This is a genomic window from Rickettsiella endosymbiont of Xylota segnis (assembly GCF_964019545.1).
Classification (GTDB): domain Bacteria; phylum Pseudomonadota; class Gammaproteobacteria; order Diplorickettsiales; family Diplorickettsiaceae; genus Aquirickettsiella.
In genome coordinates this window covers 1,493,244-1,511,497 of sequence record NZ_OZ026451.1, presented here as the reverse complement: position 1 = coordinate 1,511,497, position 18,254 = coordinate 1,493,244, and the positions used below count along the sequence as shown (strand labels likewise).

The 18,254-nt window shown below is 34.7% G+C and carries 17 protein-coding genes and 1 tRNA gene; 8 read left to right on the top strand and 10 right to left on the bottom strand.

Annotation, left to right across the window (positions count from 1 at the left end):
- A complete protein-coding gene (locus tag AACL18_RS06810; RefSeq protein WP_339050179.1) occupies positions 1-1,338 on the bottom strand; it encodes an MFS transporter in 1,338 nt (445 codons plus the stop codon).
- A gap of 215 nt (positions 1,339-1,553) precedes the next feature.
- On the opposite strand from AACL18_RS06810, the gene AACL18_RS06805 reads away from it, so the two are divergent.
- Positions 1,554-1,640, top strand: a tRNA-Leu gene (locus AACL18_RS06805).
- A 13-nt stretch (positions 1,641-1,653) separates the two neighbouring features.
- On the opposite strand, the gene ispF is transcribed toward AACL18_RS06805, so the two are convergent.
- Positions 1,654-2,139 carry a 2-C-methyl-D-erythritol 2,4-cyclodiphosphate synthase gene (ispF, locus tag AACL18_RS06800; RefSeq protein WP_339050178.1) on the bottom strand — a complete coding sequence of 162 codons (486 nt, stop codon included), beginning with the start codon at positions 2,137-2,139 and terminating at the stop codon, positions 1,654-1,656.
- A 150-nt stretch (positions 2,140-2,289) separates the two neighbouring features.
- Between ispF and AACL18_RS06795 the strand changes: the two genes are divergently transcribed.
- The 4 genes from AACL18_RS06795 to ribF are packed head-to-tail and all read left to right on the top strand — an operon-like array spanning position 2,290 to position 5,795.
- A complete protein-coding gene (locus tag AACL18_RS06795; protein WP_339050177.1) occupies positions 2,290-2,913 on the top strand; it encodes a YqgE/AlgH family protein in 624 nt (207 codons plus the stop codon).
- Positions 2,906-3,325, top strand: coding sequence for a Holliday junction resolvase RuvX (gene ruvX / locus AACL18_RS06790; protein ID WP_339050175.1), 420 nt, complete (start codon positions 2,906-2,908; stop codon positions 3,323-3,325). The genes AACL18_RS06795 and ruvX overlap by 8 nt, the downstream gene beginning before the upstream one ends.
- Entirely contained in the window at positions 3,322-4,854 is a 1,533-nt protein-coding gene (gene murJ / locus AACL18_RS06785) for a murein biosynthesis integral membrane protein MurJ (protein ID WP_339050174.1), read from the top strand. Before ruvX ends, murJ begins: the two co-directional genes overlap by 4 nt.
- Positions 4,851-5,795: a bifunctional riboflavin kinase/FAD synthetase gene (gene ribF / locus AACL18_RS06780; RefSeq protein WP_339050173.1), complete on the top strand. Its 945-nt coding sequence runs from the start codon at positions 4,851-4,853 to the stop codon at positions 5,793-5,795. The genes murJ and ribF overlap by 4 nt, the downstream gene beginning before the upstream one ends.
- Here the strand turns inward: ribF and AACL18_RS06775 are convergent.
- Positions 5,755-6,111 carry a hypothetical protein gene (locus AACL18_RS06775; RefSeq protein WP_339050171.1) on the bottom strand — a complete coding sequence of 119 codons (357 nt, stop codon included), beginning with the start codon at positions 6,109-6,111 and terminating at the stop codon, positions 5,755-5,757. The two genes, ribF and AACL18_RS06775, sit on opposite strands and share 41 nt — an antisense overlap.
- 467 nt (positions 6,112-6,578) lie before the next feature.
- Here AACL18_RS06775 and AACL18_RS06770 point away from each other — a divergent pair, with 467 nt between their 5' ends.
- Complete coding sequence (locus AACL18_RS06770) at positions 6,579-9,935, top strand: hypothetical protein (protein WP_339050169.1); 3,357 nt, start codon at positions 6,579-6,581, stop codon at positions 9,933-9,935.
- A 57-nt stretch (positions 9,936-9,992) separates the two neighbouring features.
- Here AACL18_RS06770 and AACL18_RS06765 read toward each other — a convergent pair whose 3' ends face one another.
- Genes AACL18_RS06765 through AACL18_RS06755 form a run of 3 tightly spaced genes read right to left on the bottom strand, consistent with a single transcriptional unit; the run spans position 9,993 to position 11,087 of the window.
- A complete protein-coding gene (locus AACL18_RS06765; protein WP_339050167.1) occupies positions 9,993-10,313 on the bottom strand; it encodes a hypothetical protein in 321 nt (106 codons plus the stop codon).
- A 14-nt stretch (positions 10,314-10,327) separates the two neighbouring features.
- Positions 10,328-10,819: a hypothetical protein gene (locus tag AACL18_RS06760; protein WP_339050166.1), complete on the bottom strand. Its 492-nt coding sequence runs from the start codon at positions 10,817-10,819 to the stop codon at positions 10,328-10,330.
- Between the two features lie 16 nt (positions 10,820-10,835).
- Entirely contained in the window at positions 10,836-11,087 is a 252-nt protein-coding gene (locus tag AACL18_RS06755; protein ID WP_339050165.1) for a hypothetical protein, read from the bottom strand.
- A 192-nt stretch (positions 11,088-11,279) separates the two neighbouring features.
- Here AACL18_RS06755 and AACL18_RS06750 point away from each other — a divergent pair, with 192 nt between their 5' ends.
- Both AACL18_RS06750 and AACL18_RS06745 read left to right on the top strand, forming a co-directional pair.
- Positions 11,280-13,061: an SGNH/GDSL hydrolase family protein gene (locus AACL18_RS06750; RefSeq protein ID WP_339050164.1), complete on the top strand. Its 1,782-nt coding sequence runs from the start codon at positions 11,280-11,282 to the stop codon at positions 13,059-13,061.
- Positions 13,062-13,125: 64 nt separating this feature from the next.
- Positions 13,126-13,869 carry a ferredoxin--NADP reductase gene (locus tag AACL18_RS06745; protein ID WP_339050162.1) on the top strand — a complete coding sequence of 248 codons (744 nt, stop codon included), beginning with the start codon at positions 13,126-13,128 and terminating at the stop codon, positions 13,867-13,869.
- A 107-nt stretch (positions 13,870-13,976) separates the two neighbouring features.
- On the opposite strand, the gene ribH is transcribed toward AACL18_RS06745, so the two are convergent.
- From ribH to mpl, 4 genes are read right to left on the bottom strand one after another with little or no spacing between them, the layout of a single operon-like run.
- Entirely contained in the window at positions 13,977-14,474 is a 498-nt protein-coding gene (gene ribH / locus AACL18_RS06740) for a 6,7-dimethyl-8-ribityllumazine synthase (protein WP_339050161.1), read from the bottom strand.
- 14 nt (positions 14,475-14,488) lie between these two features.
- The gene (gene ribB, locus AACL18_RS06735) at positions 14,489-15,706 is read right to left on the bottom strand and encodes a 3,4-dihydroxy-2-butanone-4-phosphate synthase (protein WP_339050160.1); all 1,218 of its coding nucleotides are present in this window, start codon (positions 15,704-15,706) and stop codon (positions 14,489-14,491) included.
- Between the two features lie 48 nt (positions 15,707-15,754).
- Complete coding sequence (gene ribD / locus AACL18_RS06730; protein ID WP_339050159.1) at positions 15,755-16,837, bottom strand: bifunctional diaminohydroxyphosphoribosylaminopyrimidine deaminase/5-amino-6-(5-phosphoribosylamino)uracil reductase RibD; 1,083 nt, start codon at positions 16,835-16,837, stop codon at positions 15,755-15,757.
- A complete protein-coding gene (gene mpl, locus AACL18_RS06725) occupies positions 16,830-18,197 on the bottom strand; it encodes a UDP-N-acetylmuramate:L-alanyl-gamma-D-glutamyl-meso-diaminopimelate ligase (protein ID WP_339050157.1) in 1,368 nt (455 codons plus the stop codon). The genes ribD and mpl overlap by 8 nt, the downstream gene beginning before the upstream one ends.
- Positions 18,198-18,254 lie beyond the last annotated feature (57 nt).

Here is an 18,254-nt window from a genome sequence, read left to right as displayed (position 1 = left end):
TTAAATTGCACTAGCTGTTTCATTGGAATATTGTGGTCTGCAATAAGTTTCTCGAAGCAAAAAATGACTTACAAAAAATGCAATGATATAACATAAAGGTAATACAAAAAGCGCTTTCTGATAATCTACTATACCATAAAAAGGGGTGCCATTATGCATAATGCCCCTCCAATTGACATAAAGCAAAACTCCTATTAAGGGTTGAAACAAAGCTCCTCCCGCGACAACAGCCATATTATTAAACCCAATAGCTGTGCCGACTACACAAGAAGTATTGTTGTCTTTGACAACTCCAAAGGCTAATGATTGTCCTGATGCAGCTAAACCAAAGATAAATAAAATAAAGTATAACCAAGGTAACGGTAAAGGAGGGGAATATATAATAATAGTGAGACTAATTATCCCCAATAGAGCAGAAAAACTGAGTGGTTTGGATCGCGAATTGATTTTGTCTGAGAACCAACCCGCTAAGGGACTACCTAAGCCGATACCTAGCCAAATCATTGCGCTCGCTTCTGAAGCAGCTGCTGTAGTAAGACTATAACTGGCTACAAGAAAAGGTATGCCCCACAAAGCAGCAAATGCAGTAACAGGAGCCCATATAGAAAATGAATACAAGGCAATTAGCCAAGTTTGTTTATTGCTACATACTTGTTGTAGCCGTTTCAATTCACTTTTTTTAGGTGGGGATTGAAATTTATGCCCTTTTGAAACAGATTCTGGGCTATCTCTTACCACCATCCATACTAGCAGCGCCAATAAACAACCAACGATAGCTAAAGAGACAAGAGTTGATCGCCAACCCCAGTGATTAATAGCCGATACTAAAGGAACTTGCCCAGCGATTGCTCCAACTGAGCTCATCAACTGAACGAGCCCGGTAAGTAAAGCAAAATATTGAGGAGGGAACCAACGTGAAACAAGGAGTAAAGCACCAATAAACGAAAAAGAAGATCCTATGCCCATTAATAACCTACCAAACGAAGCCATAACTGCATTTGGTGTTATACCAAACAGAAATGCCCCTAGAGCGCATATTAAAATAGCTAAGGTTATTAAACGCCGTGGACCAAAGCGATCAAAGAGTAGACCGGCGGGTAATTGCATGGGCGTGTAAGAATAGTAGTAAAAAGCAGCCACAGTACCTAAGCTTGCTGCATTAAGACCTAAATCATGCATCAATTCGTTAGTCATAACTGCAGGAGATACTTGCAAAGTATACTCATACATATAGAACATGGCAGCAAGTATACAAATAACAGAAGCGAGGAGTAGTTGTTTTTTAGTAGTTAATGAGTGTGACACATCTTGTGGCATTATCGCTTCATTATTGTACATTATTTACCTCATAGATCATGTTCCTCATGACCTTATTGTTGATAGCTTTTTTTAAAAGATCAAGTTAACGTTATTATGCAACGCCCTAACGCCATATACTAAAAATTTGATAGAAAACAATAAGTGATTGAGATTTTGATTGCAAGATCATAATTTTTCAGACTAATGATTAAGATTGATCCTAAAAAATACTTTGTTATACTTAGGCGGGTATTGCCGGGATGGCGGAATTGGTAGACGCGCCGGACTCAAAATCCGGTGATGGTGACATCGTGTGGGTTCGAGTCCCACTCTCGGTACCAGTAAAAATAAAAATTATTTAGTTTGAAGAAGAACGATCGCAGTTGCTGCAACTCCCTCTTGGCGCCCAATAAAACCTAATTTTTCTGTGGTAGTTGCTTTTACATTGATCTGGTTCAGATCAATTTTCATATCTTGCGCTAAATTAAAACGCATTGCTGCAAAATAGGCTTTAAGCTTGGGTGCTTCTGCGATGACAGTAATATCTGCATTATTGATGGAGTAATTTTTTTCATCCAACATTTGAACGGTTGCTTGTAGGAAATGCCGACTATCCTTATTTTTCCAACGCTCGTCAGTGTCAGGAAAATGTAGGCCTATATCACCCAAAGCACACGCTCCTAAGAGCGCATCAACTAGAGCGTGAATGACGACATCACCATCAGAATGCGCTTTAAGACTCATTCGATATGGAATTTTGACACCCCCTAAGATTATGTGGTCTCCTATTTCAAAAGCATGTACATCGTAACCATAGCCTACGCGAAAATTAATGTTCATAGCTTCCTCTTTTTTATGGCTTTTTTTTTGCTTAACGAGATAACGATTAGTATCGTATCATGTTGAGCAAATGTTTTTCAGCCTAATCTTGAAGACATAAGGAATTATCGTTCTAAGTTAAAGACTAGGTTGGATATTAAAGCAGATGCTATGATTAACGAGCAGATTTTAGCCGGGAAGGGTTTAATGATAGAGATGACAAATTATTTTACAAATTACTTTTTAGTGGCTATGCCCATTTTAACGGATGCTTATTTCAATCGTTCCGTTGTATATATATGCGAGCATACTGAAAAAGGAGCAGTAGGCATTATAATTAACCAACCCTTACAATCTTTGCGGGTTAATCTTTCAGAAATATTACAAGACATCACCAATAGCGAGATAGAAGCAACTAAAAGTACTGCAGGGGCAGATTTTCCAATCCTATGTGGAGGGCCTGTTCATCCTGAACGTGGTTTTGTAATACATGCACCTATGGGGGAATGGCAGTCAAGCCTAAAAATGAGCAGTGAAATTTCCGTAACGACTTCTAAAGATATTTTACTAGCGATTGCTAAACAACAAGGACCTGATAAGTTTATTTTCTCATTGGGTTATGCAAATTGGATAGCCGGTCAAATGGAACAAGAAATTATTAATAATTGTTGGTTAACTTTGCCCGCCAGTCCTAATATATTGTTTGATATTCCTTTCGAACAACGATGGTTAAAGGCTATGAATTATTTAGGGGTTGATGTCACTAAACTAGCTTATATGGGTGGCCATGCCTGAATTTAAAACTGTAATAGGATTTGATTTTGGTTCTAAGTATATTGGTGTGGCAGTAGGACAAACATCACCTTCCTTAGCGCAACCTTTGACTAGTTTAAGCGTGAAAAAAGGTGAGCTTCCATGGAAAGAAATTGAGCAATTATTACAGACTTGGTCACCAGAGATATTAGTAGTTGGTATTCCACTAAATATGGATGGCTCAGAGCAACCGATAACGCATTTAGCGAGAGATTTTTTAATAGAATTAAAAAATCGTTTTCAGCTACCAGTTTTTCCGGTTGATGAAAGATTGACTACCGTCGAAGCCCGGTCACGCCTTTTTGCTGTTGGAGGATATAAGGCTTTAAAAAAAAAATCTATCGATAGTATTGCAGCTCAATTAATTGTTGAAATGTGGTTAGAAAACCGATGAGTAAGGCACTTTTTAAGTCAACTTCAGTCGTTGCGTCCATGACCTTGGTTTCGCGGATTTTAGGATTTGTTCGCGATATGGTGGCAGCCAGGATTTTTGGTGCGACTGCAGCTGTCGATGCTTTTTATATTGCGTTTAAGATTCCTAATTTCATGCGCGGGTTATTTGCTGAAGGATCTTTCTCTACGGCTTTTATTCCCACGTTATCTGAATATAAACAAACTCGTTCACAAGAAGAAGTGCAACAATTTGTGTCGCATATAGCCGGTACATTAGGGTTGATTTTATTAGGCATTTGTATTTTAGGTGTTCTGTGCAGTAAGGGTTTAGTTAGTTTATTTGCCCCAGGCTTAGATCCTTATCGTTTCCAATTAGCAATAGAGATGTTAAGAATAACGTTTCCTTATTTAATGTTAATTTCTCTAACCGCTTTAGTCGGTGCGACTTTAAATTGCTATGGACAATTTTGGGTTCCTGCTTTTACACCTGCATTACTAAATATCTCATTAATCTTTACTGCCTTTGGTGTGACGCGGTTTTTTAAAGTTCCTATTGAAGCCCAGGCTTGGGGTGTATTGCTAGCTGGATTTCTACAATTAGGCTTTCAATTACCTTTTTTGAATCGATTAAAATTATTACAAAAACCAAAATTTAAATGGCGCGATCCTGGCGTACAAAAAGTATTAAAACTTATGTTGCCGGCTTTATTCGGTTCATCTATAGGTCAAATTAGTTTATTGCTGAATACAATTTTTGCTTCTTTTTTAGTTGCTGGCAGTGTGACTTGGCTTTATTACTCAGATAGGCTGGCTTATTTTCCATTAGGTGTGTTTGGTGTGGCTTTAATGACAGTAATTTTACCGCATCTTTCTCGACAACATGCAGCGAAATCTCCTGAATTGTTTGCCAGTACCTTAAATTGGGGGTTGCGTTGTAATTTATTGATAGGTATTCCTGCTTCATTAACTATGTTGATATTATCGGGACCGTTAATTGTTACGCTTTTTCATTATGGAAAATTTACTATCCATGATGTTTTTATGACTCAACGCAGTGTGATTGCATATTCTGTAGGTTTACAAGCTTTTATGTTGATAAAGGTATTGGCAGCAGCTTTTTATGCGCAGCAAAATATAAGAACACCTGTGAGAATAGGCATTATTGCCCTAATTGCGAATATGATTTTTAATGCTTTATTAATCTTTCCTCTAAAACATGCCGGTTTAGCTTTGGCAAGCTCGTTATCTGCTTGGTTGAATGCTGGATTATTATTATGGGGTTTGCAAAGTCGTCAGGTTTTTCAATGGCAATCCGGTTGGTTAAAGTTTGTGTTACGGCTATTATTAGCAAATAGCGCATTGTGTTTATTTTTGTATAAGGCAGCAGCAGCTACTCCGGTTTGGATAAATTGGAGCTGGCAGCAACGTTTCTCACATATTTTTATTCTGGGTATTGCTGCAATTATTATTTATATTGCTATGCTATGGGTAAGTGGTTTGCGTTACCATGATTTAAAAGCTAATTCATGACAGAACTAATATGCAATACTCATAATATAAAAGCGAAGCATAAAACTTGTGTCGTAACCATTGGTAATTTTGATGGTTTACATCAAGGACATCAACGTGTTATTCAATCTCTAATCAAACTCGGGAAGCAACTTAATTTACCCACTTGCGTGATTCTTTTTGAGCCTCATCCCCAAGAATTTTTTTATGCAGAAAAAGCTCCAGCTCGTTTAATGCGACTCGGAGAAAAAATTAAATTGTTACAATTTTTAGCGATTGATCGAGTTCTTTGCTTACGTTTTAATAAACGTTTAACAGAATGCACCGCAGAAGAATTTGTTAAAAAAATTTTAGTCGATAAATTAGGAATTAAAGGCTTAATAATTGGAGATGATTTTCGTTTTGGCAGAGGGCGGCAAGGAGATTTTGTTTTTTTGCAAAAATTAGGCCAGGAATATGGTTTTAAGGTTTTTTCTACGCCAACCTTATTATTTGATAATGAGCGCGTAGGTAGTTCTCGCGTAAGAAATGCTGTCAAGCAAGGTGATTTTAAATTAGCAGCATTATTACTAGGACGCCCGTTTAGACTTAGTGGCCGCGTTATTTATGGTGATCAACGCGGTCGTTTACTTGGTTTCCCCACCGCGAATATTGGGTTGCATCGCAAAGTAACACCTTTACAAGGTGTATTCGTTGTCAAGGTATATGGCTTAACGACACCATTACTAGGAGTTGCCAATTGTGGTAAACGTCCCACCATAAATGGGTTAAAAAATTTATTAGAAGTTCATCTATTTGACTTTGATCAGAATATCTACGGTCGATTTATTGAAGTAGAATTTTTGAAAAAAATACGTGATGAAAAAAAATTTGATAGCTTAGAAACGCTTAAACAACAAATTACTATGGATGTGATTGAGGCTAAAAATTATTTTGTAGACAAAAAAAACAGCTGTGCATAGTACAAAAACTCAAAGAGTATTTCCAAGGAGGGGTTTTGAAATTAAGACATTCAAGCCTTGAGATAAAATCAAAGCCATAGCGGAAGAGATTATTCTGAGGATGAAAAGAATTACCGTGTTTTTTAAATAAAATAGGTTTTTGTGTCAGCCAACGAAATAATTGACCATTAGCTACACGATCAGCTAATATTCCGGCTATGTTAATCTGAGGGAAGTTATTGAGGAGTAAGCTAATGAGGACACGTTGTTCATTAAAAATCAGAATTTCCGGCTTTAGGTAAAACTTCCCAAAATAAGGCAACAGATAATCTTTCATAGCCAACATCTAAAAAAAAAATATTAATTTTACTTTTCCCCTAATACCAATTACTTCGATCTATGTTGATATAGACTCGTTTATCGACAGGAAAAAATAAATTAAAAATCCATCATGCGAGCAGTGCGTAATCTAATGTAAATTGTTTGAAAAATCGCTGTAGACATATATAGCGTGAACTCCTGCTATCTCACTTAAGTTCATATACGAACGAGAAGATAGCCAGTAGCAGGTTGGTAAAACAATCTATCTGACCTTGTTCCAATCAAAGATTTTACCTACGGTCTTTGTAGTGTGTTTTCCATTTTTTTCACCTATCAATGCACGCCTCTCGCAAACTTTTTAGCTATAAATCTCATTCTCGCATTGCCTTTTTTTGATCAATTTATATTGATTCAATGTTTTTAATAAAATTTTAAGATTAAGTTGTTAGTCTATTATTTAATAAATAGATATAGGTGGCATAAATGCTTGATTTTAAAGAAGCAATATTAAAAAAATCTTTAGCATCCTTTCAATATAGTCCTGAAAAAATTAAAAATATGCTCGATATACGGAACAGAACAAAAAATATAACTGCAGATCAAGCTCGAATAATTATCAAAATAGAAAATTGGACTAAAAGTAGGTGGGGGAAACCAGGTCAAGGAACAGCATTAGCCCCTAAAAATCCAGACATAAACAGTCCAACAAAAAATTCACTAACTTATAAAAGATCATTAGTTCAAGATCATAATAACAATAATGTTAAATCTAAAAATCAGATGATAAACTGCGGGCACAGTCTAAATAATAATAAAAATCGATTACTTCCTCTTCGTCTGCAATTATCTGATATAGGGAACACAAAGTTTGATCAAATTTCAATATTAGCGAAGAACCCAACGAAAAATTCATCAATTTATAAAACTTTATCCGGCCAAAGCCGACACTCGCCACCTAAAAAATCTGACCAAGTACCATCATTTCATAACAATGCTAAAAATCCGGAAAGTTACACAGGCAAAATAAATAGCGACACTTATTTATCGCTGCTGTTAAATATTGATTATTTAAGCGCAGATATTAGTGCTTTATACACAACAGACTCCGACAGTATGAATAATCTTCTGAATCCAATAAAAGAATCCATAAAACAATTAGAATCTGCAAATATTCGGCAAAAGCTAAAAGAGTTAGAAAAAATAAACTCCTATTTAACGAATCTTCCAGTAAATATTTATAATTTAGGACTAAAAGATAAATTGCTAGAAGAAACTCAGGTTACTAATGAAAAGCCAAATGAAGAACTAAAAAATTCAAAATTTTTCTTAAAGGATCTTTCAATGGATCCTTTATTAGATTTCTCTAAAATAAATCAAATAAAACAATCGCTAAAACAGTTCTTATTATCCCAAGATCATGCAGTGCGCAATGATAAATTAGAAAACATAACGCGTTGGTTAAATGAGCTTTCAGCAAGGCCACTTACAACAGATCTTATAGAAGAAACTCTAAAAAAATTACAAAATCCGGAAATAATAACTAATGAATTACTAAAAAAACTATATATAAGCTTAAACAAATCTTCAATCCTCACTTTAGAGCTAATGAAAGAATCTAAAGAAACATTATTGGCAACAACAGATTCTAAGGTAAAACAAAATGAACAAGAAAAAATGAGACTATTCATAATTGATCATTTGGTAAAAACCAATATTTCAGAATTTATAAATAATATTTTAGAAAAAAATACGCCTCAAATAGAAATAAATGAAGCTATCTACTCATCTATAAACCTAACTATTGATTCATTCAAACATATATTATCTAAAATAGCTCTGAATTTAAGCAATGCAAATCAAAAAACTCGCGAGCCGCTATGCTCACCTTATCTCGTCGATATAGATTTATACAAGCAAAAACAACTTGGTTATTTAAAAACAAAACTAACTACTTTAATGAGAAAAATGTGTCAATTAAATTCATCCTTGGTTCAGGAAAACAACTCAGATTATTTCAATGTGATGAACCAATTAAAAGAATATACGACTGGCCTAATTAAAAAAGAAGAAATAACTGATTCATTATTAAATATAGAAAAAAGCCTAGATACGCTTGATAAAGAAAAAAATCCTAAACTTTATCTTAAGATCAATCAATATTATTTCCTTCTAAAAACCATTAAGACAGAGTTAGAGCGAATTAACAATTTTGTAGATTTTGATGACTATTTATCCTCTTACTCTATGCCATTATCACTGACCTCAATTTTTTGGGATAAGATTAATACACTCACTGATTTATTAATTAACGATCATATCCCTTTTAATAAAGAAATTTTTGGAAAATTTGGGTCAATATTAATAAATATGCAAGCACTTTTATACGAAAGGTCCCTATCGGATACGAACTTAAAAAATAGTACCGCTGCGTTTTTAAATCAACTGGCTAGTTTAATAACGGAAATATACAAAAAAAAATGCTTTTTAGAAAATTCTGATGAAACATTTTTTAAGCTCATTAGTGAATGCCATCATGCCATAATTTTTTCTAAAACACATTTAGAACATATTTTAGATAAGGAGCAACACTCTAAAAGCATTTGCATTAATTTTAGCAATCAATATAGAAGTTTGAGAAATAGGATGCAGCTTTATTATTCTAAGATTAGTAATGTACTACCATCCAAATCAGCAGCGTTAACATTATTTAATGATCAAATAGGCGATTTGATCGATTTAGAAACTTGTAAATTAAAAAGAAAAAAGGGTTATATTCAAACGCTTATTCATTTAAATATTCTTTTAGGCAAATTAGAAAAAGAAGTACCATGTATAGAAAAAAATGCATCGTTATTCAGAGAAATGTTTGATCTTCGACAATTGCTGTCTCAGCACAAAAACTTATGTTTTCGAAACGAAAAAATAATTTATGATTTTGAAGTAATCGAAAAAAATTTAGATATATCTCTTATTAATGATGTTCTATCTAATCATAAATTCAATAAAATACAAAATATATCGGATCTAACAAAACTAAACTCAAATAAATGTTTAAAAAGCACGTTAATTAGTCAATGTTTAATTGTTAAAAAAGCTATTGACAATATTAGTCTAATTAATAAAACTGAATTTAATAACCTTATTAACAAGAATCTAAATTCAGATATGAAGTTTAATGCGAGTTTAGTAAAAAGATTCTTGACCTTCGAGAACCACTCATTATGCGAGCTTATCGCATTCAAATTAAATTACCTACGACACGGTAAGAAAATAATAAAAACATTAAAAAACAATCAAAAAATTAATAGTTATCCAATGCTCTTAAATAAGGTATTTGTAAAAAAAATCATAGAATGGGAGCCCTTATTTATTAATACTACTCGGAAAAAAATAACGGGTACAACTGAAGAAAGTCTATTTAACAATAATTTCTTAGAAATAGTAAAAAATATTTTTGATCCTTTATATAGCGAATCTTTGAATGATTCTGATCACTTTAAAAAAATGGAAGATCATTTAAATCAATTGCATCGATGCCTAGCTTCTCTGGATACTTCAATTAATATGTTGCCTGATAAGCATTTTGGCAATAAAAAAGGCAAGTTAGGTCATTCAGCTTTAGAGATTAGAGCATCGATAAAAGATTTACTCCCGTTAGTCATTCTTTCGAAAATTCAAGTCTCTCAATTACTTCTAAAACATACGCCAAACGTGAAACCTGATAAATCTTTGTATTTAAATCGTTCAAATTTATTTTTTAATTCATCCAATAAAATAAATAACGACAAAACCGATGGATCTGTCTCAAGAAAAATTGACCTAAGCAGAAGAATAGATTAGTAAACTTACTATGCACAGAAAAAACAGCTCTGTAGGGGGCAAAAATAGAAATCAAGCTCAATTACGGAGAATATTGCTAGAAGGAGGGCTAGTTATTTGTGTAACATAAGCGTGAAAAGCGGTTAATTTTCGCCAGGGATTGAATAGTGCTTCTCGAATGAAGTCAAAGCCATAACGAAAAAAAGAATATTGGGGTCTTAGACTTTCACGATAGCGATTAAAAGAAATAGGTTTGTTAATGGCGTGCCATTCACCGACTTTATGCGCCCAACAAAATGCTATGACTAATAGTAAAATAAGTTTTTCAAAGCGCTCATAATGAGGAAGACGAGTTTCTTCAAAACGGAATCTGCGCCCTTTTAGGCTTTGGAAAAGCATTTCTATTCCCACCTTCACAGATAAATAGGAATAGCTTTTTTAGGAAGCTGGTTAGTCGCAACAATCATCCGTTCTCCACGTTCTGAACGGGAGCCGGCTAAATAAACTTTTTGTCCCAATATCCACACAGCCATAGGAAATTCTTTACTATTTTTTGGTTTGAGACGGTTAAAGAATTTTTTAGCCGTTAATATTTTTATATTTTTACTCGCAATAACGGACCCTTCCGTAATACGGATATAGAAGGGCACTTTCTTCGCATTGAGCCATCGAAACAGCTCACCACTGGCAGATTCACGGTCAGCTAATAGGCCAACGATCCGTGACGTTCCAAATGTCGTAAAAAATCGATTTAATAAGCTTTTTTGCTCTGTAAAATTGGAGTTCCCTGCTTTGGGTAATAAAAGCCAATATAAAGGAATTGCCAAACCTTCATAAGCAATTCCCAACATAAAAATATTGATTTTCTGTTTACCCCAATACCAGTTAGTCCTATCGATAATCATATAAACTTTTTTAGTTTCAGGAAAAAACAAGTTGAAAATCCATAGCTATAATACCCGTGTCTACTTTGAAGTTTGAAAAAAAACGTTTTAAGCGCTTATATCTTGAATCTAATAAGGCATCACTGGCAGAAGCAACAGCAAGTTCTCGTAGATTCACTGTGCGTACTGAAAATAAAGCCAACAACATTTTTGTAAAACAACTAAGACGTTCCTTGTTCCAGCCTAATATTTCTTTTAACATACCTTGTAACTCACTGCTTTGTTTCATACTCACCTCTTTTTTTAGTTCAAAAAGTAGTAGTTGAAATTCCTTTTAGAAGTGAGTCTCCTTTCCGTGTTTCTATTTTTGTCCCCTACATAGAAAAAACAGTAAATTTTATTTTGTTTTAATATAGCCTTAATTTTTAGAAGGTATTATTTCTAATAATATTTTCTTCAAAAAATAACAATAAAATTAATAATGAATCCTAATCTAATACCTTTGCATAAAATAGCTTCCTTGAAGCATATACCATCAAAGATAAAAGTGACTGGAGTAAATATTTTTGGTGATAGTCTAAGTGATCCAGGAGGTAAATATGGAATGTATGAGAAAAAAATTCTGGGTATCCTATTAAGCTTATTTTTATATAAATCTCCGCATAAACAATTTACTAATGGTTATGGTTGGGATTATGCTTTTGAAAAAGTCCTGGAATTTGCTAGAGAGTCTAATAATCCCTTAGAAAATCCACATTTATCCCCTATTCATGGGTTTTTCAAATTTGAAAATAGGGCGCAAGGTGGCGCGATGGCTTATAATTACTTAGAAAAAATTTTTAATATAATTAAATTTTTTAAAGGGTACCTTCTAAGCATAGTGTTGACTAATATAGAAAATGAAGCAACAAAATTAAAAAAGGATGTTAAGCTTAATCCTGATGATTTAGCTATTATTTTTGCGGGAGCTAATGATCTAGTGACTGCTGGTTATTGCAGTAAAGAAGGAGCTGAACGAGCTATACAAGGAATTGCTAAAACTATAGACATTTTAACGAGTTCTCAAAAAAATGATGCAAATTATGTAAAGAATATATTAGTTTTTACGTTACCTGATTTTAGCAAAACTCCAAGATTTTCTAAAAAAACAGAAAAGGCAAGAAAACAAGCCAAAGAAGCGTGTGATTCCTTTAATAAGGGACTAAGAGATTTGGCTAAAAGCTATCAATATTTTGATTTTAGTTTGTGTGATATCTATCAGTCAGATAATGAAGAGGATGTGGATCTAACGGAGATAAAAGAAAAAGGAATTATTATAACTGGTTCGGGAAGTACTAAGAAAATTTACTTTGTTGATCATGGGCAGTTTATTTTGAAGGGGAATAAGGAAATAACTATAGATATTGAGCTATCTGAAACAGAAAAGGAATTACTCGGTAATAAATCTGGAAAGATAAGAGAAGGCAAAGTAATTGATCTTGAAAAGTTAATTCGTAAATTAACGGGTAAAGCTGAAATAAATACGGACGTAAAAATATTTGATGCTGCTGCCGTGTTTGACAAGATAGATGAAAATCCTGAGGCTTACGGATTTACTAGTGGTTGCGCAGTGTATTATTTAGATAAAAATCAAGACAAAGAATGTATTTCTAAAAATATAACATCTGGCAATGCCATCATCCTTAGAGAAATTAACCAAGAATACAATGAAAAGGAAGAATCTACTTCGCAATTTTGTTGTTATTATGTTAAAGATGGAAAACTGATAGAGCAGGAAATTAGTAAAACTAAAATTGCTCGCGTTGCAAACTTTACCCTGTCTAAGCAAGAGAAAATCGAGCTGCAAGAAAAACTTAAGCAACACCCTTTAAAGGACGGAATAAGCCAAGTGATTGGCATGGAAGATAAACATGCTTCTTGGACGACTCATATAGTTCAATATGCTATACAAGCTTATGCAGACAAATTTAAAGAAAAAATTCAACTTACCGATATTTATGCTTCGGTATTATTAGCAATAAAGAAAAATTTCCCCAATCAGCAAAACATATTTTGGGATGATTTACACCCTTCTGTAATCGTACATTTTTTACTAGAGACAATGTTCGATCCTTTTTTTAAAAGTAACTATGCAATTAAACAATCGCGAGTTTGGTTAGATGACATGGCTATCTCCGAAAGAGTCAGTCCTAAAAAGCTTCCAGCGAAATCAGCAGAATCACCAGATGAGTTTCTTAATTTTCGAAGCCATTCTTGCAGTTAAAAGCTTAGCTTTAATGGACAAATATTTTGACGAAACCAGTCTAGCTGATTAGACTACGCAGATTATGTTACGAAAAGAATTTCATCTAATCCTCGAGACGAGTAAGCAGATTGCTCCCGACGTCAAACACTTCACTTTTCGCTATGAAGAGGGGGGGGGGTTTGAGTTCATCCCAGGACAATTTATTACTTTGCATATACCTACGGCAGAAAAAGTACTGCGCCGTAGTTATAGTATCGCCAATAAAACTTATCAAGAGACTAATAAAATTGAATTTGCAGCTTCTTATGTCCCCGCAGGTACGGCAAGTGAGTTGTTATTCACATTAAAACCTGGAGATAGATTAGCAGCGACTGGTCCTTTTGGTCGGCTTATTCTGCGCGATGAAATGCCGGAGCGTTATATTTTGGTAGCAACAGGTACGGGTGTTACCCCTTACAGGACGATGTTAGCTGAATTAGAACAGCGATTTAAATTGCGACCCTGTTTTAAGGTTATATTGTTATTTGGTGTGCGTAGGCCTGAAGATCTGCTGTATCGTGATGAATTTATTGAGTTTGCAGAAAAAAATCAATGGTTTGAGTTTCATGCTTATTACAGTCGGGTTAAATTGCAAGAGGCATTAACTTTTGAGCATTCTGGTTATGTATTAAATGCTTTTAGTGAAATAAAACCAAATCCTAAACAAGATATTGTCTATTTGTGCGGTAATCCCAATATGGTGGATGAGGTTTTTACGCTATTAGTTAAAAGTTATGCCTTTCCTACAGAAATTATTCGGCGCGAAAAGTATATTTCTTCTAATTGATCAGCAACTATAAAATACCTGCTAAATATACAAATGAGTTTATACTCACATGATGATGGCAAATTGAGCGACAACGCAGACAAAAAATTCAATTGTGGTGAGTATATTTATTCTGCTTCGACTTGTTCAAGTACCGAAATCATTTCCATTGCCGCATCGACTGCATCTCGCCCTTTGTGACATCCTTTTCCGCCTATGCGCGCAAGCGCTTGTTCTTCACTGTCAGTGGTTAATACACCAAAAATGACAGGTATAGATTCTTGTAAAGCAACTTTTTGGCAAGCATAACTCACTTGTTGGCAAACATAATCATAGTGATCGGTTTCGCCTCGTATAACAGCTCCCAAACAAATAATAGCCAAACAATTTTCATCTGAAATGGCTATTTGTTGAGCAGTAAGTCCAATTTCTACCGCTCCAGGAACTCTGACGATAGTGATGTGTTGTTCAGGAAAATTTAATTCTTTTAATCTTTGTAAGGCCCCATTTAGTAATTCTTCGGTGATATTTTGATTAAAGCGACTGACTACAATAGCAATATTAAATTCATCAGTCGGTTGATTGAAATGTAAAGGTTTAGCAATGATTTCTTTTATTTTTTGCATAGGATGCTCCTTTTTTATAGATTGAGTAGATGTCCGAGTTTGGTTTGTTTAGTTTTTAGATAGGCAAGGTTTGTTGCGTTAGGTTTTGCGATTAATGGAATGCGTTGAACAACTTCAATTCCATATTGTTCTAAATCAACAATTTTTTGTGGATTATTGGTGAGTAACCTTACTTGCAATATTTTAAGGTTTTGCAGCATTTGCGCGCCTATCCAATAATTACGATCATCACTGCCAAAACCTAATTTTTGATTTGCTTCGACAGTATCAAGACCTTGGTCTTGTAAAGCATAAGCTTTAAGTTTATTTAATAAACCAATACCTCGACCTTCTTGGCGTAAATAAAGCAATACACCTCCTTGTTGACTGATTTGGGTTAAGGATTCATGTAACTGCCAACCACAATCACAGCGAATAGAACCAAATAGATCGCCAGTGAAGCATTCTGAATGAATACGTACTAAAGTGGGTTCAGCGGATGCATCCGACTTTTCCTTAATGATTGCTAAATGGTGATGTTTGTCCATACAACTTTCAAACAGTTTGATAGTCAAATCCCCATATTCTTCGGTGGGTAGGCGAATAGAAGCGATTTCTTGGACTAAAGATTCAGTTTGTAAACGGTATTGGATCAAATCTCGTATCGATAATAAGCTGAGTTGATGTTGTTTGGCGAATTTTTCTAAATCAGAGAATCGAGCCATGCTTCCATCGGGGTTCATGATTTCGCAGATAACAGCCGCGGATTTTAAGCCCGCTAAACGGGTTAAATCCGTACTTCCTTCAGTTTGCCCCATACGCTCTAGAACACCGCCTTTTCGGGCACGTAACGGAAAAATATGGCCGGGCATGACAATATCATGAGGGCCACTTTGTGGGTTAACAGCAACTTGTATGGTATGAGCTCGGTCTGCGGCGGAAATGCCGGTTGTAACGCCTTTTGCCGCTTCTATAGAGACAGTAAAAGCCGTATTAAAAGGGTTGGTAGACTGCTCTACCATCATTGGGATTTGTAAACGCTTGATATCTTCTTCAACTAAAGCTAAGCAGATTAATCCACGGGCATATTGAGCCATGAAGTTTATGGCTTCTGGGGTTACCATTTCAGCGGCTAAGACCAAGTCACCTTCATTTTCACGATTTTCATGATCGAATAGAACGATCATCTTACCTTGGCGCAAGTCTTCTAAAGCGCGTGTGATGGTGGGGAAGGGGGATGTAGAGGTTTTCATTATCGGTATCTGTTTTGTTATATTGCTGATTGAGACAGTATTATACGCCTAATGTTCCCTCCATTTAAACTCAAAACAAGTATCCTTGCCTAAAATAATTGAATCAATCAATAGTGCCCCTTTTAAAGGTTCGGGTGAAGTAAAAGCTGATTGAGTGTTTCCCCCAAGCCATATGGGCGCTACATAAATAAAAGCATGTTGTAATAAATTATTTTGGACAAAAGATTGAAAATTTTTGCCCCCAGCTTCTATCCAAAGATCCATTATCCCATCTTGGCCGATTTTTTTAAGTATTTCTAGTAAATCAAGATCATTAGTATTACTTTTTATTGGAAAGAAACGAATATCATATTTTCCAAATCGATTTTGTTCTTTCTTATTTACTGAAATGTTATGAAAAATTGTTATTGGTTCTGCGGAATTAAAAATGTTTGCAGAAATAGGTGTGCTGAGATGATTATCTAAAATGTAAAGAGGTTTTTTGCAGGTATTGCCGTCGATACGGCAATTTAGAAATGGGTTATCTAATGAAATAGTTTTAGCTGTAGTTAAAATAGCATCTGTATGTTTACGTTGTTGATGAGTAAATTGTTGTGCGATATCTCCGGTTAATTGAACTCTTTTTCCATTTTCTCCGGCAATCTTCCCATCTAAACTCATGGCTAATTTCGCAGTAGTAAATGGTCTTTTATGTTTCCACCAAAAGGCATAACTAACATAAAAATTATCGATAAGCTCAAGCGGATGGTGAATGCATTCAATCCCAGCATCCTGTAATATTTTATCAGCACAACTGTTTACAGCTGGATTAGGGTCTCGAAAGCCATAAACAACTTTTAGGATGCCGCTTTTTATAATCAGATCTGTGCAAGGAGGAGTTTTTTTGGCAGTATGACAACACGGTTGTAAAGTGACATACAATGTTGCGTCTTGAACGAGAGAAGCATCAACTTTATTGATAGCATCCACTTCAGCATGAGGAAAACCACTTGCTTGATGATAACCCTTAGCAATAATCCGATCATTTTTAACTAAGATAGCTCCAACACAAGGGTTTGGCGCACAAAATCCTTTTTGTATTTCTGCTAATGTTAATGCTGTTTTGAGATAGTCAGTCGCGGAGCTATTCATATGCTTCTAATGCTTGAGCCAATTTTTCATGCACATTACCAAAACCTCTGTTACTCATAATAACAATATGATCAGATGCTCTGGTTTCTTTAACAACTTTTTGGATAATATCGGCTATGGAATCACAAATAAAAATAGGAATGGATGTCTTTTGTAGGGCTTGCTCTAAATCCCAATCTTGTTTGGGTCGCAACAACCATACACTATCAGCATTCTGTAAGGAGGGGGCAAGGGTTTCTCTATGTATCCCAGAACGCATAGTATGCGTTCCTGCCTCTAAAATGACTAATATCCTTTTTTTATGACCAATTTTTTTACGTAAACCTGCTAAAGTCGCGGAAATTGCGGTTGGGTGATGAGCAAAATCATCATAAAGGGTAATATCATTAATTTTTTTATAAATTTCTAAGCGACGTTTTACTCCTTGAAATTGATTTAACGCAGCAATTGCGATTTTGGGATTAACACCAACATGATTTGCTGCCGCTATCGCGATAATAGCATTGGCTGCATTATGATTACCAATTAATTGCCAATTTACATCGCCTTGTTTAATGTTTTTATGATGGACAGTAAACTGGCTGGCATCTGCTTTTAAAAGTGCAGTTCGCCAAATTACATCATTATTTTCTTTATTATCTGTATATTCAATGGGTGTCCAACAGCCATATGAAATGACATTTTGTAAATTTTTATCATCTTTAGGACAGATAATTAACCCTTGGCTAGGTACTGTTCGGAGTAAATAAGAAAATTGTGTTTTAATTGCATCTAAATTCGGAAAAATATCTGTGTGGTCAAATTCAAGGTTGTTTAAAATTAAAGTTTTAGGATGATAATGAATAAATTTCGAGCGTTTATCAAAAAATGCGGTGTCATATTCGTCTGCTTCAATGACAAAAAAATCTTTGCCTAAACGCGCAGAATTTTTAAAATTATTGGAAATCCCGCCAATTAAAAATCCAGGATTTAACCCAGCATATTCTAATATCCAACTTAATAAACTTGATACGGTGGTTTTGCCATGTGTTCCAGAAACCGCTAAAACATGATATTCGTGTAATACATTTTCCGTTAACCACTGCGGACCAGAAATATAGGGAATATTTTGATTTAAAACGTATTCAACGCATGGGTTTCCACGTGTCATGGCATTGCCCATGATGACTAAGTCGGGGTGAGGTAACAGATTTTTTTCGTCGTAGCCTTCAAAAATCGGAATGTTATGCTTGGTTAAATGATCACTCATTGGAGGATAGATATTTGCATCAGAGCCTGTGACAGCAAAATTTTTCTGCTTGGCTATTAAAGCAATGCCCGCCATGAATGTACCACAAATGCCTAAAATATGAAGTCGCATGCTACTCTAGAAAAAGTGTGAATGTTTCAAGTATATTATACTCTTTATATTTGAATT